The sequence below is a fragment of the Streptomyces katrae genome, assembly GCF_002028425.1.
GTDB classification, from domain to species: domain Bacteria; phylum Actinomycetota; class Actinomycetes; order Streptomycetales; family Streptomycetaceae; genus Streptomyces; species Streptomyces katrae_A.
This window is the reverse complement of record NZ_CP020042.1, coordinates 390,169-403,835: the sequence shown is the minus strand read 5'-3', so window position 1 is coordinate 403,835 and position 13,667 is coordinate 390,169. Positions and strand designations below refer to the sequence as shown.

Here is a 13,667-nt window from a genome sequence, read left to right as displayed (position 1 = left end):
CACGCCCCGTTCCGCCGGGCCCCGCAGGCCCGGCGGCCCGGATCAGGCCCGGCGCCCCGCCCCCGACGCCCGTTCCGCCTCCGCCTCCGCATCGGCCGCGTCCGCCACGTCCGCCGCGTGCGGGGCACGGTCCCCGGCCAGCGGCGGGGTGGGCAGCCCGGCGCCCTCGCGCAGCCCCCGCAGGAAGGCCGTCATGGCCTCCGCCGACGAGTACCGCGGCTCCCACCCCAGGTCCCGGCGCGCCCGCGCCGAGCTCAGCAGGGGCAGCCGCAGCAGGGCGTCCAGCAGCCCGGGCGGGGCCGGCACCAGGTGCAGCCGCCAGGCCGCCGACAGCGCCGCCCGCGCCGGCCCCAGCGGCAGCCGCACCACCCGGGCCTCCAGCAGCCGGGCCAGCGCGGCCACGTCCAGCACGGGCTCCGCCGCCAGGTTGAACGCCCCGCGCACCGGCAGCCGTACGGCGGCGGCGTACGCCTGCGCCGCGTCATCGGTGTGCAGCGCCTGGAACCGCAGCCCCGGCAGGTCGGGCAGCACCGGCAGCAGACCGGGCCGCACCAGCCGCCCCGGCAGCAGCGGACCGGCGAAGATCCGCCTCTGCTCGGACGCCGCCACCTCCTTGAAGAGGAACGCGGGACGCATCCGCACCACCCGCATGTCCGGATGCCCGGCCTCGAACCCGTCCAGACACCGCTCCAGATAGGCCTTCTCCCGGGTGTAGGCGGCCGCCGGCCAGCCGTGGGTCGGCCAGGACTCGTCCACCGGACGGTCGTACGGCGGCCCCGGCGCGTACGCACCCACCGACGAGGCGTACACCAGGGCCGGCACCCCCGCCGCCGCGGCCTCCTCGAAGACCCGCAGCGAACCGAGCACGTTCGTCCGCCAGGTCTCCACCGGATCGTGCGTCGGCTGGAACTTCCACGCCAGGTGGACCACCGCCCCCGCACCCGCGAAGAGCGGGCCCAGGGGCGTGCCGCCCGGGTCGACGTCGGCCGCGGCCCACCGGACGCCCGGCTGCCGCCACCGGGGCACCCGCCGGGCCAGCCCCAGGACCTCCGTCACGTGCGGATCGGCGGCCAGGCGGCACACCACACTGGTGCCGGCGTTGCCGGTGGCCCCGGTGACGACGACCTTCATGGCTCAGGCCACCCTGTCGTCCTTGCCGCGCCCCGTGAGCAGGTCACGAGCCCGGTCGACCAGCCCCAGCCCCGGCCCCAGCAGCTTGTTCGCCGGCGGCGTGGACGGCGAGCCCGGGTGCGGACGGGTCGGAGCCGTCTTCTTGGCCCGGCGGACCTTGTCGCCCAGGCCGTCCAGGACCTCCTGGCCGCAGGCGTGCCGCAGCGCCGGGAAGAGGTTCTCCTCCTCGTCGTGGATGTGGGCCAGGACGTCCGCCTCCAGCTCGCGCAGCACGGAGGTGAACCGGGTCCCGGCCGCGTCCTCCTCCTGGAGCTGCTTCATCAGCCGCTCCGCCCGCCCGTGGTCGGCGATCTCCTTGTCGGCGATCAGGTCGCCGTCCTGGAGGTGTTCGCGCACCGCCGGATACAGGTACTGCTCCTCGGCGACCGAGTGGCGTACCAGTTCGATCGTGAGGAGATCGGCGAGGTTGCGCCGCTCCTCCGCCGAGGCGGTCCGGCCCAGCCGCTGGAAGTACTCCTTGACCTCGTCGTGGTCCGTCGTCAGTTCCGCCACCACATCGCCGCCGTGTCCCATGGCCCGGCATCCTTCCGTTCGTCGGTCGTCTCCCGTTCGGGTCCCTGCGCGCCTGCCCCTCGCCGGCCCGTCCATGCCTGGCCCCCCGCGGGCGGGGCGGCCGGTGTCCGACGGGCTTCAGTCCGGGGGCTCGGCCGGCGGGGGAGTGGCCGGGACGGCGCCGCCGGCGTCGCCTGGCGCTTCCTCCCCGGCCGCGGCCCGCTCGGCCCGCTCGGCCTCCTCGGCCCGCTCACGCCCGGCCCGGTCCGCTTCCTCGCGCTCACCCGCCTCCCCGGGGCCCCGCGCCGGGAGGTCCGGGGTCTTCGCTCCGCGAGCCGGCCGGTCCTGCGGACCGTCCGCCCCGCCTGCCGCGCTCGTCCGTGTCATCGGGGGCCTCCTTCCGGGGCCGGGCACGTTCCCCGGGGCGGCTGCCCGGATCCGTCCGGCGCAAACGAGCCGTTTCCCCGCCGACGGTGGACGGTGGAGGTGCGGGGTAGACGACGACCGGGAGGAAGGGAGGCGGTGCGATGTCCAGGTCAAGTGCCGAGGTGTTCGGGGCGCCGGTCTGCGTGAGCCTGGCCACCCATGACCTCGACGCGGCCGAGGGGTTCTACGGGGACGTCCTGGGCTGGCGGTTCCGCCGCAGCCGGCTCGGGGAGGAGTTCCGGGTGGCGTGCGCCGACGACATCCCGGTGGCCGGGATCGCCGCCGTCGTGCCACGGCTGGGCGTGCCCATGGCCTGGACCCCGTACTTCGCCGTCGCGGACGCGGACGAGACGGCGTCCCGGATCCGCGAGCGCGGCGCCACCACGGCCGTCGGCCCCCTGGCCTTCGCCACCGGACGGGCCGCGCTCGCGGCCGACCGGGACGGCGCGGTCTTCGGGTTCTGGGAGGGCGAGATCGGGCCCGAGCGGTGGCCGGACCGCGACGGCCCCGTAGGGGTCGAGCTGAAGGCGCGCGACGCGTTCGCCGCCGCCGTCTTCTACGGCGAGGTACTCGACTGGGCCGCCGAGCGGCCCGGGTCCCTCGACGTCGCCTACGAGCAGGACCACGTGGTGGTCCGCCACCACAACCGCACCGTCGCCAGGATCGACGCCGGGGCCGTGGAGGCGGCCCCCGACCCCCGGACCCGGCCGCGCTGGGAGGTCCACTTCGCCGTCCCCGACCTGGACGAGGCCGCGGACCGGGCCGTCCGGGGCGGCGGCGCGATCGCCGGCCCCGTCAGCACCTCGCCCACGGAGCGCCGGGTGACCCTGAACGACTGGGCCGGAACCCCCTTCACCGTCACCGAGGCCACCACCACACGCCCCTGAGCCCGGCCCCGGCCGCCCCCCGTACGGGTGAGCAGGGGACGGACTCCGCTCCGCGGACACGCGGACGTGCCCCCCACGACCGGGCCGCGCACCGCCGTACAGCCGCTCGGCGAAACCCCGCCCCCCGGGGCCAGGGTGTCCCGGCACGCGGCAGCCCTGGGGCCCGTACGGACCGCAAGCGGTCCCCGGCCCATGGGGGCACCGCCCTGCCCCGGCCGTAGGGAGCCGGCGGGCGGGGGGCCTCATTGCGCGAGGGCGCGGGCCGCCACCTCCAGGTCGGCCACCAGCCCCCGGTACGCCGCGTCCCGGTCCCGGGCGCGCAGCACCGCCGAAGGGTGCACCGTCACCAGCACCCGGGCCTCCGGCAGGGCCGGCCCGCCCGCCGAGGCCTCCTCCGCGGGCAGCGGCTCCAGCAGACCGCGGTGGTCACCGACCCGGAAAGGGCCGCCCAGCAGCACCCGCCCGGCCGTCGCCCCCAGGGCCACGACCAGCCGGGGCCGGACCGCCGCCAGCTCCGCCACCAGCCACGGCCGGCAGGCCGCCATCTCGCGCAGGTCAGGAGCCTTGTGGATCCGCCGCTTGCCCGTCTCGGGCACCGTGAACTTGAAGTGCTTCACCGCATTGGTGAAGTACGCCGAAGACGCGTCGAGGCCGGCCTCGGCCAGCGCCCGGCGCAGCAGCGTACCGGCGGGACCGACGAACGGCTCCCCCTCCCGGTCCTCGCGGTCCCCGGGCTGCTCGCCCACCAGGACCAGCGGCGCCCGGGCCGGCCCCGAACCGAACACGGTCTGCGTCGCGGCCGCGTGCAGCGGGCAGCCGCGGCAGGAGGCAGCCGCCCGGCCCAGCTCGGCGAGGTCGCCGGTGTCCGGGACATAGGGTCCGGCGTCGTACCGTGCGCCGCTGCCGGCCCGCTCCCGCGTGCGCTGTGCCACACCGCTCACCTCCCACACGTTCCCCGGGACGTACGGCCCGGGACCCACCCCGCGTCTTCACCCGGGACCACGGCGGCAAACCCGGCCGTTCGGCGGCGGATCCCGCGCGGGAGCCGCCCCCGTGAGGCCCGCCGCCGAGGCATGATCCGCTCGCGGCCGGGCAGGCGGTCCGGCGAACGAACGGCGCCGGGCCCGGCACGGCCGCCGCCCCGTGCGCCGCACCGGTGCACCCGGCCCGCGGACCGCGGGCCGCGGTGTGTGAGGCGGTGGCACCCGGACGGCCCCGGCTGGGCAGCGCCCCGCACACCACGGACATCGGCGCGGGCAACGCGTTCTGCTTCGACGAGACCTTCTACCACCGGCTGCACGCCGTACGCGAAGCCGGGCCGACCGTCACCGTCCACGTGTTCGCCATGCCCGACGGGCCGGCGTCCGAGCGCGACGGTCCCGCCTTCCCGGCGCTGCGGCTGGGCCTGCCCTGAGACCGCGTCCTACGCGGCCCTACGCGCCCTCGTCGTAGGTGCCCGCCTCGACCTCCAGGGCGAGTTCCTGCAGCACCTCGATGGAGGACACGTCCGTACGCCCGCTGTCGTGCGCGATTGCGAGGCTGGTGAACGCCAGGCTGAACCCGGACACCATCGTGTGCAGCGCCGGGCCCAGGGCCTCGGCGACCAGGGCCGCGACCTGCTGGGGTGTGGCGTCGGCGGGGACCCGGATCGAGGGCAGCATCTCGTTCAGCAGCAGCGTGGCCACGCCGGGGGCTTCCTGCGGACCCGCGTCATCGTCGTCGTCCCGGCCGTTCTCCACGGCCCGGCGGATGTCCTGGGCCTCGGTGAGGATCCCGATCACCCGCTTGAGTATCTCTGCGCGTTCCATTCTGCGGAGCGTAGCCCCGCGGCGCGGGGAGCGCTGCGGGAAACGCGGGGCCGGACCCAGGCTCCGCCCGTCAGTCCGGCGGCAGCAGTGGCCCGAGGGGGCCCAGGTCCAGGTTGAGGTCGGCGAGGCGGTAGCCGTGCCGGTCGCACAGTTCGTCCATCCGGTCGTGGAGGGCGAGCAGCGTGGCCCCGAGTTCCTCCTCCTGCGCCTCGCTGAGACCGCCGGCCTCGACGCGCCGCAGCGCCTGGCGCTCGATGAGCTGGCGCAGCAGTTCCACCAGGGTCAGGACGAGCTTGACCAGGTCCTCGGCCGCGCTGTCGGGGCCGGTACGCAACCGTCTGGCGGGGGTGCCGCGGCCGGCCGTCTCGGCGGGGGTGGCGGGCAGCAGGCGCAGGGCCTCGGCCATCGCGTCACCGACGCCGCCCAGGCCGGGCGGGGCGGGGCGGGGGGCGCAGGGGTCGTCAGCGGCCATCGTGCTCACCGCCCGGGGGGCCGGGGGAGTCGGCGGTGGCGACGGAGCAGACGAGGGCCCGCAGGGAGATCCGTACGAGGTCGATGTCGGCGATCGACAGCACGAGGTCCCCGGCGATGACGACCCCGCCCGCCAGGAGCCGGTCGAGCAGGTCGACGAGGGCCACCTGCCGTCCGGGCAGGACGGCCCCGCGGCGGTCGGCGGGGGGCCCGGCCTCCGCGCCGCTCACGGTGTCGGCGGCATCGGCGCCATTCACGGCGTTCACGGCATCCATGGCGTTCATGGCGTTCACGGCGCTGCGGGCGCGGGCGGAGGGGCGGCGAAGGAGTAGGGCGCCCACGGGCCGGTGACCTCCACGCGGACCCCCGCAAGGTCCTGGGCCGCACCGGCCACGGCCGACAGGAAGGCTTCCGCCTGGGCGTCGGGCACCAGGTAGGCGTCGTTGAGGACGTTCTCCTCCGGCGACGCGGCGGCCAGCGGCCCGCTCTGCACGGGGTGGCCGACCCGGTCCGCGGCGAAGCGCCGGGCGACGGCGGCGACGCGTTCGGTGGCCAGTCCGGCCTGCCGGTAGTGGTCCTCGTGGGCGTGCCGCTGGGCCCGCCGGGCCTGGAGGTAGGCCCGGCCGGGGCTCGCCGCGGCGGCCGGCGCGCCGGCCTCCGGGGGAGGGGCGGGCCGGACGTAGACCTTGACGCCGTACTCGGTGTGCCCGCTGAGGCGGGCCAGCCGCGTGGCGAAGGCCTGCCCCTGCGCGCGCAGGGCCTCCAGCGCGCCGGCGTGGTCCTCGTAGAGGGTGGCCAGGCGCAGGGGCAGGACGGTGGTGTGCGCGGCGAGGGCCTCGATCACGCGGTGGTGGGAGCGCGCGGCGTCCTCCAGCCACCGCAGGTCCTCGAAGCGGGCCTTGAGGGCGTCCTCGTCCCATTCGGGTCGCGGGACGTCGCTGATCACGAACGCGACGGGTCCCGGATCGTCACCGGGAGCGTGCAGCAGCCCGACGGGACGGCACCCTACACCGGTGAGCGAGGGCAGCAGCAGCCGCACCGCCGGCGCCGGGGGCGTGACGGCGTAGACGTACGTGAGCAGGGCCTCGCGCGGGGCGCTCATGACGGCGGCCTGCGCTTCGCGGTGTCACGGGCGGGGGCCGCCTCCTCGCGGCGCACGGCCCGGCCGGGCCCTTCCTGCGCCCTTTCCTGCGCCCCGGGCAGGGAGGCCTGCGCCCCGGGCAGGGAGGCGCGGCGCAGTTCGGCCAGCTCGGCCCGCAGCCGTTCGTTCTCGGCGGCCAGCGACCGGTCCTCCTGGCGGGAGGAGAGCGAGGCGTCGTGCTCCCACCAGTCGATGCCCATCTCCTTCGCCTTGTCGACGGAGGCGATCAGGATGCGCAGTTTGATGGTCAGCAGCTCGATGTCGAGGAGGTTGATGCGGATGTCGCCCGCGATCACGATGCCCTTGTCGAGCACCCGCTCCAGGATGTCGGCCAGGCTGGCCGAGGAGGACGCGGGCGGGTATCCGCTCATGGCGGGACCCGGACCGAACCTGCGGGCCATCGGCTCCGTCACCGTGCTCACCTCCACCGGGTCGGGTCGGCTCCGGTCACCGGCCGGGGCCGCGGAACTCCTCGATCTCCCTCAGGCGGTCGAGCAGCGCGTCCTCCTCGCGGTCGAACGTCTCCTCGTCGATCTCCCCCTCGACCAGCCGGCGTTCGAGTGCGGCGAGTTCGGCCCAGACGGGGGCGGGGTCGTAGTACAGGGCCTCCGCCTCCTCGGCCACCCGCTCCGCCACCCACAGCGCGGCGCGCACCGGGAGGAGGGGCGCGGTGATCAGCGAAGTGAGCAGTCCCATGGACGACGCTCCTCACGGCACGAAGCTGTACGGGGGGAGCGGCCCGGCCAGCCGGGTCCGGACCCCGGGGCCGGCGTCCCGGCTGAGTCCGGCGTGCGCGTCGAGGAAGGGGCGTTCGCCGTCCCGGGGGACCAGCAGGGAGAGGTTGAGGAAGTCCTCACCGGTCGGTGGGTGCACGACGTACGCGCGGGCCAGCGGGGCCAGGGCCCGGATGAGCGCCGCGGACGCGTCCGAGCGCCGCAGGTCCACCTCGGCGGAGACCAGCTGTCCCAGCTCCAGCGGCAGCCGGGGATCCGTGTCCCCGGCGAGGATCTCCTCGTTGAGGCTGCTCGCGCGCGGTGAGCCGTCCAGGATGCTGCGCAGCAGCACGTCCTCCTCCTGGCCGGCCTTGACGTTGTACTCGGCGCACCCCCGCACAGCGGCCAGGGCGTCGAGGTAGCCTTCCGCGCGTTCGTCGAGGGCCCGTCGTACGGTCTCGTCGTCGGGCGCGATGTAACCGAACTGCAGCGGCAGCGGGGTCCCGTCGGCCATCAGCCGGTCCAGGACCGCCTGATGGGCGATGACGTCCCGCCGTTTGGGCCGGATCTCACCGGCCACGTCGCTGACCACGGCCCGCAGCTTCCCGCTCTCCAGCGTGCGCACGGCGGGCGCGTCCGAGCCGACGCCGGTGAGCCCGTCGAGGTGACAGGGGTGATCGTGCCCGGTCACGGCGTACACGTAGACGGCCATGGGTCACTCCCTCTCACGGCGTGCCGGGCGGCGTGCGGTCCTGCGGCGCCGGACGGGCTGCTCTTCCTCTTCCGGCTCCTCGCGCTCTTCCGGCTCCTCGCGCTCCTCGTCCTCCGGCTCCTCCCACTCCTGCGCGTCCTCGGTCTCGTCGTCCCCGCCGGTGAGGGACTGCTTCACGGCCTCGACGGCGCCCCCGAGAGCGCCCTTGGTCTTGCCCCGGCTGCCGCCCTCGAGCATGTCGCCGACGACCTCCGGCAGCTGCGCTGGGGCCTTGCGGCCGGCTTCCAGATCGAGGCGGTTGCACGCCTCGGCGAAGCGCAGATAGGTGTCCACGCTGGCGACCACGATGCGCGCGTCTATCTTCACCAGCTCGATTCCGACCAGCGAGACGCGTACGAAGACGTCGATCACCAAGCCGCGGTCGAGGATGAGTTCCAGGACGTCGTAGAGGCTGCTGGTGGCGCCGCCTGCGCCGTCACCCCTGACGGTCGTGCCCGCTCCCTGCGGCATCATGGTCATGGCGTCGCTTCCCTTCCCCGCCGGCCCGCCTCAGCGGCCCGGCCGGTCGACCGTGCCCCGGCTGTACCTCCGGGTCCTCTCGTAGGAGATCAGTTCGCCTTCCTCGTCCAGGGCGACGGTGTAACTGCCCATCACGCTGGTGGTGTCGGGGATGCGCTCCAGCTCGACCACCTCCACGACCGCCTCCCAGCCGTCCTCCGTGGGTTTCACGGAGGACACCGAATCGGGCGGGCGTCCCAGGAGCTCGGCCAGCTGCTCGGCGGCGGCCCGGATCACCGCGGCCGCACCGGGCGCACCGCGCCTGTGGGCAGGTCGTCGCGTGGCCATGTGCTCCCCTCGTGAACGAAATCTCCATGGACTAGCGCCCCTCCCCCAGAGCGTGCCCGCCACACCTCATATGGGGAAGTTTTTTGGCATATGCCGCATATTCCCGGCCAGTGCGAGCAGGGGCCTGTAGGTATCGCGCGGCGCCGGAAGACCGTCGGCACGGCGCGCCGACCATTCACTTCCGAAGGGACCAGGCTGATGGACGACGCGAGCAAGATCGCCCTGGCTGCCGCCATCGCGGGGGGCTACGTACTGGGCCGGGCGAAGAAGGGCCGCATGGCCCTGTCCCTGGCCACCTACCTCGCGGGCCGCAGATTCGGCCTCGAGCCGGGCCAGCTCATGACCCAGGGCCTGAAGAAGCTCGGAGAGATGCCCCAGGTCGCAGAAATCGGTGACCAGCTGCGCGGCGAAGCGTTCGCGGCGGGCCGCAAGGCCCTCGCGGCGGCCGCCAACCGCCAGCTCTCCGGCCTGGCCGACACACTGCACGAGCGCACCCTCGAGCTCACCCGGGGCCCCGGGGACAAGCAGAAGGACGAGGACGAGGACCGGGACTACGAGGACGAGGAGCCCTACGAGGAGGAATACGAGGAGGAGGACGAAGAACGGGCCGAGCCGGATCAGAGCGACGAACCGGAGGAAGACGAGGAAGACGAGGAAGACGAAGGAGAAGAGCGGGACGAGGGCGAGGAGGAAGAGGAAGAGGAGGAGGAGAAGCCGCGCCGCGCACGGGCGGCACCGCGCCCGCGCCGCGCCTCGTCGGGCTCCGCGCGTCCCTCGGCCTCCGCACGTTCCTCGGCCTCCACACGTTCTTCGGGTACCGCGCGTTCCTCGGGTACCTCGCGTTCCTCCACGTCGGCCCGGGCGCCCTCGCGCCCCTCCCCGGCCCGCAAGAAGGCCGAACCGGCGAAGAAGACCGCCTCGCGCGCCAAGCCGGCCAAGAAGACGGCCGCCAAGCCCGTCAAGAAGACGGCCGCACCCGCGAAGAAGGCCCCTTCCCCGAGGCGCGCCCCGACGAAGAAGGCCGCGTCGGGCAGGCCGTCCGCCAAACCGCCCGCGAAGAAGACGGCGGCCAAGCGGGCTCCTGCGAAGAAGACCGCTTCCGGCCGTACGACCCGGAGCGGTACGGCCAGGAAGACCGCCGCACCGGCGAAGAAGACGTCCGCCCGCAAGCCGTCGACCCGGAGGTAGCGCCATGGCCACCACCGAACGCTCCCGCTCCGGGAACAAGGCGTCCCCCCTGGACCAACTGCTCGGAGAACTCGGCGACTACCTCACCGCGCAGGCCGAGAACCTGGCCGACAAGGCCGCCGACAAGATCGACGACCTCACCGACCAGCTCTACGACGTGGCGGACAACGGAGGGTCCCTCGCCGGCATCGGCGGCCGGCTGCTCCAGGGCGACTCGCCCCTCAAAGCCGCCGCGGGCGGCACGATCGGCAACCTCGTCGACAAGGTCAAGGAGACGGGCAGCGGACTGCTGGGCGGCGGCAAGGGCAAGAGCCGCAAGGGCGGCTCCAAACCCACCCACATCGCCGAGTCCGTCGACATCGGAGTGCCGTTGCGCACCGCCTACGACCACTGGACCCAGTTCGAGGACTTCAGCAGCTTCGCCAAGGGCGTGCGCAGCGTCTCCCAGGACGACGACACCACGTCCGCGTGGAAGGTCAAGGTGGGCCCCTCCACCCGCAGCTGGAAGGCCACGGTCCAGGAACAGATCCCCGACGACCGGATCGTGTGGACCTCGGACGGACCCAAGGGGACCACGCGCGGCTGCGTCAGCTTCCACGAACTGGCCCCCTCCCTCACCCGCGTGCTGCTGGTGGTCGAGTACTACCCCTCCGGCCTGTTCGAGCGGACCGGCAACCTCTGGCGGGCCCAGGGCCGCCGTATGCGCCTGGACCTGAAGAACTTCCTGCGCCACGTCACCCTCTCCGGCGACGAGGAGCCCGAAGGATGGCGCGGCGAGATCCGCGACGGCGAGGTCGTGACCACGCACGAGGAGGCCCTCGAGCGGGAGGGCGCCGACGAGGGCGAGGACGAGGAGTACGACGACGAATACGCGGAGGAGGAAGAGGAGCCCGACGCCGAGGAGGACGGCGACACGGAAGAGGACGAGGAGGGCGAAGCGGACGAGGACGAGGAGGAAGGCGAGGAGGACGAAGAACCGGAATACGAAGAGGAAGAAGAGGAAGAGGAGGAAGAGCGGCGCCCGCGCCGGGCGCGCCGTCGCTGACCACGCCCCCGGCTCGTGGTGAGGCCGCCATCCCCGAGGATGGCGGCCTCACCACGAGCCGGGTAGTGGGTGCCGGCTAGTGCTTCAGGGCGTCCTTGGCCTTCTGACCGGCCTGCTTCGCGTCGGCCGTCGCCTGCTCGGCCCGCCCCTTCGCTTCGAGGCTCTCGTTGCCGAGGGCCTTGCCGGTGGTCTCCTTGACCTTGCCCTTGGCGTCCTTGCCGATGTTCTTGGCCTTCTTGCCCGCTGCCATACGTGCTCACCTCCTGGACGAAGCTTTCTCTCTCGCCGCCTGCCCGCCCGGACCCCGGATATGCGCCGGCCCCCGACCTTTTTCGCGCCTGCTGCCGGGGGCTCCGAACAGGGCGACACCGCGCCGCACCGGGGCGCCCGGCCCGCGGCGCCCTCCGCAGCCCCGTCGCGACGGCCGCCCGCGACCTCGCCGTGCGCGCGACCCCCGCCCGTCTGGCCCTACGGGGCCTGGACGACCTCTTCAACGGCTTCCGCCTCCCGCGGTGACCGCGCGGCCGCCCGCGCCGCCGGCCGTCCCCCGGCGCCGGGCGACCCGCGCCGCCCCAGGTCCAGCAGGCTCAGCCCGAACATCAGGACCCCCAGCGGCACGTGGACGGCTGGGACGTGCGCGATGCCCAGCACCACCTGCACGGAGGCGAGCACGAGGAACCCGGAGGCGTACAGGACGGGCCGGGGCGATCCGCCCCCCGGCCGCCAGGCCAGGACCGCCGCCAGCACGTACAGCATCGACGCGCCGTACATCACCCGCGCGCCGACGCCGTGCAGCAGCTCCCCGTAGGAGGTGGACAGCAACAGCCCGGCGGTGACGGCCTGGAAGAAGATGGCCAGGGTCTGCACGGCTGTCGCCGCCCGCACGAACGCGGCTCCCCGCCGGTCGGCCGCCGTCTCGATCGTCGTCATGGAAGGGCCCCTTGTCCGCCTCGCGGCGCTGGTCGGTACTGTCTCGCTGATCCGACGACGCGGCACCGCGAAATGTGAGGCGCGAACGCCGGTGGAACGAAACGACCAGCCCCGAGGAGCCGACGCGGCCATGAGCAACCCGCCCGAGCCGGAGCCGAGCGTCATCGCCGGCGAGCGGCGCCACCTGACCAACCTCGCCTACCGGCTGCTCGGTTCACTCACCGAGGCCGAGGACGCGGTCCAGGAGGGCTACGCCCGCTGGTACGCGATGCCCCGGCCGCAGCGGGCGGCCATCGGGTCCCCGGGCGCCTGGCTGACGACCGTCGTCAGCCGCATCTGCCTGGACGTGCTCGGCTCGGCGCGCGTCCGCCGCGAACGGTACGTGGGCGAATGGATCCCCGAACCCCTGCCCGACCGCACCGAATGGCCGGGAAGGCCGCAGTCGGCGACCGACCCGGCGGACCGGGTCACCCTCGACGATTCCGTGCACATGGCCTTCCTCGTCGTCCTCGAGTCGATGACCCCGGCCGAGCGCGTGGCGTTCGTCCTGCACGACGTCTTCCGCTACCCCTTCCCCGAGATAGCACGGATCGTCGACCGCACCCCGGCGGCCTGCCGCCAGCTCGCCGCATCGGCCCGCCGCCGCGTCACCAAGGCCGCCGCCCCGGCCACCCCCAGCCGCCAACAGGCCGCCCTCCTGCGCGACTTCAAGGAGGCCTGGCAGTCGTCCGACATCCGGGCCCTGGTCACCCTCCTGGACCCGGACGCCACGATGGCCGCCGACGGCGGCGGACTGGTCAGCACGGTCCGGCGCACCATCGAGGGCAGCCGGGACATCGCCGCCTACCTGATGCACATCGCAGCCCTGTCCCCCGGCCTCACCCTCCTCCAGCGCACGGTCAACGGCCGTCCCGGCCTGGTGGCCCAACGCGGCGGCGTCACGGTCACGGTGGCGGCCTTCCACCTCACGGAAGGCCGCATCACCCACATCTGGGCGGTCCGCAACCCGGAGAAACTCCACCCCTGGACCACGCTCACCCCCACCCCGGCCCCACCCGCCGCCGACGAGGCGCACAGCGGGGCGGAGTCCTGAGGCCCCCGCGATACCGGCCACCCTGACGAAGGCCCCCGCCGCACCGCGGACCCCTTCCTCCCGCCCCCGCACCCGCACCGTCGCGGTAGCCGGCGCTCAGCCGGTCAGCGCCCGGTACCGGGCGAACGCCTCCACCGAGTCCGGGACGAACGGCCACCGCGCCATCAGCCCGGGCAAGGACTTCTCCTCCACCCACCCCCACCAGGCGATCTCCCTGCGGTCCGGCGACGGCGTCCCCGTGATCAGCGCCTCGTGCACCCCCAGCCAGTACGGCGAGATGGCGCCCTCGCACAGGAACTTGAACCTGAAGCGCACCGGCGCGGCCGTCCCGAGCTCCTCCGCCAGCTCGCGCCCGGCGGCGGCGACGTACCCCTCACCGGCCTCCACACCCCCGCCGAGCAGCCAGTTGTAGGCGCCCGGGAACCGCGAGCTGTCCTCGGGCCTGCGGTGTACGAGCACCCGGCCCCCGGCGTCACGGCACACCACCGTCGCCACCCGGTGCAGCCATCGCCGCTCGATGGCCTCACCGCGTTCCACCACGCCCAGCACCCGGTCGTGCTCGTCGACCCTCTCCACCCACTCGGCCATCCCCGAACCCCCGTGCCGTACCGCCCGGCCGGACGCCGGGCACGGCCTCCAGCAGTACAGGAGCCCCGCACGGCCCGTGCGGGCGGGGCCGGTTCCGCAGCGCCGACGGCCGCCCGCCGCTCTCCCGCGGGATCCG

At 74.5% G+C, this 13,667-nt stretch carries 21 protein-coding genes; 5 read left to right on the top strand and 16 right to left on the bottom strand.

All coding sequences use genetic code 11. The features are described 5' to 3' along the window. Nucleotides 1-42: 42 nt before the first annotated feature. From B4U46_RS02155 to B4U46_RS37225, 3 genes are all read right to left on the bottom strand, one after another. A complete protein-coding gene (locus B4U46_RS02155; protein WP_079423539.1) occupies nucleotides 43-1,131 on the bottom strand; it encodes an NAD-dependent epimerase/dehydratase family protein in 1,089 nt (362 codons plus the stop codon). Between the two features lie 3 nt (nucleotides 1,132-1,134). Continuing rightward, entirely contained in the window at nucleotides 1,135-1,704 is a 570-nt protein-coding gene (locus B4U46_RS02150) for a hemerythrin domain-containing protein (RefSeq protein ID WP_079423537.1), read from the bottom strand. A 117-nt stretch (nucleotides 1,705-1,821) separates the two neighbouring features. Continuing rightward, nucleotides 1,822-2,070, bottom strand: a complete 249-nt coding sequence (locus tag B4U46_RS37225) for a hypothetical protein (RefSeq protein ID WP_079423535.1) — start codon at nucleotides 2,068-2,070, stop codon at nucleotides 1,822-1,824. Between the two features lie 140 nt (nucleotides 2,071-2,210). On the opposite strand from B4U46_RS37225, the gene B4U46_RS02140 reads away from it, so the two are divergent. Then, nucleotides 2,211-2,996: a VOC family protein gene (locus B4U46_RS02140; RefSeq protein ID WP_079423533.1), complete on the top strand. Its 786-nt coding sequence runs from the start codon at nucleotides 2,211-2,213 to the stop codon at nucleotides 2,994-2,996. 242 nt (nucleotides 2,997-3,238) lie between these two features. Here B4U46_RS02140 and B4U46_RS02135 read toward each other — a convergent pair whose 3' ends face one another. Next, a complete protein-coding gene (locus B4U46_RS02135) occupies nucleotides 3,239-3,928 on the bottom strand; it encodes a UdgX family uracil-DNA binding protein (protein ID WP_079431502.1) in 690 nt (229 codons plus the stop codon). Between the two features lie 266 nt (nucleotides 3,929-4,194). Between B4U46_RS02135 and B4U46_RS02130 the strand changes: the two genes are divergently transcribed. Then, nucleotides 4,195-4,410: a hypothetical protein gene (locus B4U46_RS02130; protein ID WP_123995921.1), complete on the top strand. Its 216-nt coding sequence runs from the start codon at nucleotides 4,195-4,197 to the stop codon at nucleotides 4,408-4,410. 19 nt (nucleotides 4,411-4,429) lie between these two features. Here B4U46_RS02130 and B4U46_RS02125 read toward each other — a convergent pair whose 3' ends face one another. From B4U46_RS02125 to B4U46_RS02085, 9 genes are all read right to left on the bottom strand, one after another. Further along, nucleotides 4,430-4,804 (bottom strand): hypothetical protein, encoded by a 375-nt coding sequence (locus tag B4U46_RS02125; protein WP_079423530.1) that lies wholly within the window; start codon nucleotides 4,802-4,804, stop codon nucleotides 4,430-4,432. 70 nt (nucleotides 4,805-4,874) lie between these two features. Beyond that, complete coding sequence (locus tag B4U46_RS02120; protein ID WP_079423528.1) at nucleotides 4,875-5,276, bottom strand: gas vesicle protein K; 402 nt, start codon at nucleotides 5,274-5,276, stop codon at nucleotides 4,875-4,877. Beyond that, nucleotides 5,266-5,559 carry a gas vesicle protein gene (locus tag B4U46_RS02115; RefSeq protein ID WP_420543151.1) on the bottom strand — a complete coding sequence of 98 codons (294 nt, stop codon included), beginning with the start codon at nucleotides 5,557-5,559 and terminating at the stop codon, nucleotides 5,266-5,268. The genes B4U46_RS02120 and B4U46_RS02115 overlap by 11 nt, the downstream gene beginning before the upstream one ends. A 5-nt stretch (nucleotides 5,560-5,564) precedes the next feature. Continuing rightward, a complete protein-coding gene (locus B4U46_RS02110; protein WP_079423527.1) occupies nucleotides 5,565-6,377 on the bottom strand; it encodes a GvpL/GvpF family gas vesicle protein in 813 nt (270 codons plus the stop codon). Further along, complete coding sequence (locus B4U46_RS02105; RefSeq protein ID WP_079431500.1) at nucleotides 6,374-6,817, bottom strand: gas vesicle protein; 444 nt, start codon at nucleotides 6,815-6,817, stop codon at nucleotides 6,374-6,376. The genes B4U46_RS02110 and B4U46_RS02105 overlap by 4 nt, the downstream gene beginning before the upstream one ends. Nucleotides 6,818-6,863: 46 nt before the next feature. Then, complete coding sequence (locus tag B4U46_RS02100; protein ID WP_079423525.1) at nucleotides 6,864-7,112, bottom strand: gas vesicle protein GvpG; 249 nt, start codon at nucleotides 7,110-7,112, stop codon at nucleotides 6,864-6,866. Between the two features lie 12 nt (nucleotides 7,113-7,124). After that, nucleotides 7,125-7,841, bottom strand: a complete 717-nt coding sequence (locus tag B4U46_RS02095; RefSeq protein ID WP_079423523.1) for a GvpL/GvpF family gas vesicle protein — start codon at nucleotides 7,839-7,841, stop codon at nucleotides 7,125-7,127. Nucleotides 7,842-7,844: 3 nt separating this feature from the next. Next, nucleotides 7,845-8,360 (bottom strand): gas vesicle structural protein GvpA, encoded by a 516-nt coding sequence (locus tag B4U46_RS02090; protein ID WP_079423522.1) that lies wholly within the window; start codon nucleotides 8,358-8,360, stop codon nucleotides 7,845-7,847. 30 nt (nucleotides 8,361-8,390) lie between these two features. Further along, nucleotides 8,391-8,687, bottom strand: a complete 297-nt coding sequence (locus B4U46_RS02085; protein ID WP_079423520.1) for a gas vesicle protein — start codon at nucleotides 8,685-8,687, stop codon at nucleotides 8,391-8,393. A 198-nt stretch (nucleotides 8,688-8,885) separates the two neighbouring features. Here B4U46_RS02085 and B4U46_RS37220 point away from each other — a divergent pair, with 198 nt between their 5' ends. Both B4U46_RS37220 and B4U46_RS02075 read left to right on the top strand, forming a co-directional pair. Beyond that, nucleotides 8,886-9,875 (top strand): hypothetical protein, encoded by a 990-nt coding sequence (locus tag B4U46_RS37220; RefSeq protein ID WP_079423518.1) that lies wholly within the window; start codon nucleotides 8,886-8,888, stop codon nucleotides 9,873-9,875. A 4-nt stretch (nucleotides 9,876-9,879) separates the two neighbouring features. Further along, the gene (locus tag B4U46_RS02075) at nucleotides 9,880-10,920 is read left to right on the top strand and encodes an SRPBCC family protein (protein WP_079423516.1); all 1,041 of its coding nucleotides are present in this window, start codon (nucleotides 9,880-9,882) and stop codon (nucleotides 10,918-10,920) included. Nucleotides 10,921-10,996: 76 nt separating this feature from the next. Here B4U46_RS02075 and B4U46_RS02070 read toward each other — a convergent pair whose 3' ends face one another. Continuing rightward, a complete protein-coding gene (locus tag B4U46_RS02070) occupies nucleotides 10,997-11,170 on the bottom strand; it encodes a CsbD family protein (RefSeq protein WP_079423514.1) in 174 nt (57 codons plus the stop codon). Between the two features lie 218 nt (nucleotides 11,171-11,388). After that, a complete protein-coding gene (locus tag B4U46_RS02060) occupies nucleotides 11,389-11,850 on the bottom strand; it encodes a hypothetical protein (RefSeq protein WP_079423510.1) in 462 nt (153 codons plus the stop codon). 130 nt (nucleotides 11,851-11,980) lie between these two features. Here B4U46_RS02060 and sigJ point away from each other — a divergent pair, with 130 nt between their 5' ends. Continuing rightward, a complete protein-coding gene (sigJ, locus tag B4U46_RS02055; RefSeq protein ID WP_079423508.1) occupies nucleotides 11,981-12,943 on the top strand; it encodes an RNA polymerase sigma factor SigJ in 963 nt (320 codons plus the stop codon). A 96-nt stretch (nucleotides 12,944-13,039) separates the two neighbouring features. Here sigJ and B4U46_RS02050 read toward each other — a convergent pair whose 3' ends face one another. Further along, nucleotides 13,040-13,531, bottom strand: a complete 492-nt coding sequence (locus B4U46_RS02050) for an NUDIX hydrolase (protein ID WP_079423506.1) — start codon at nucleotides 13,529-13,531, stop codon at nucleotides 13,040-13,042. Between the last annotated feature and the right edge of the window lie 136 nt (nucleotides 13,532-13,667).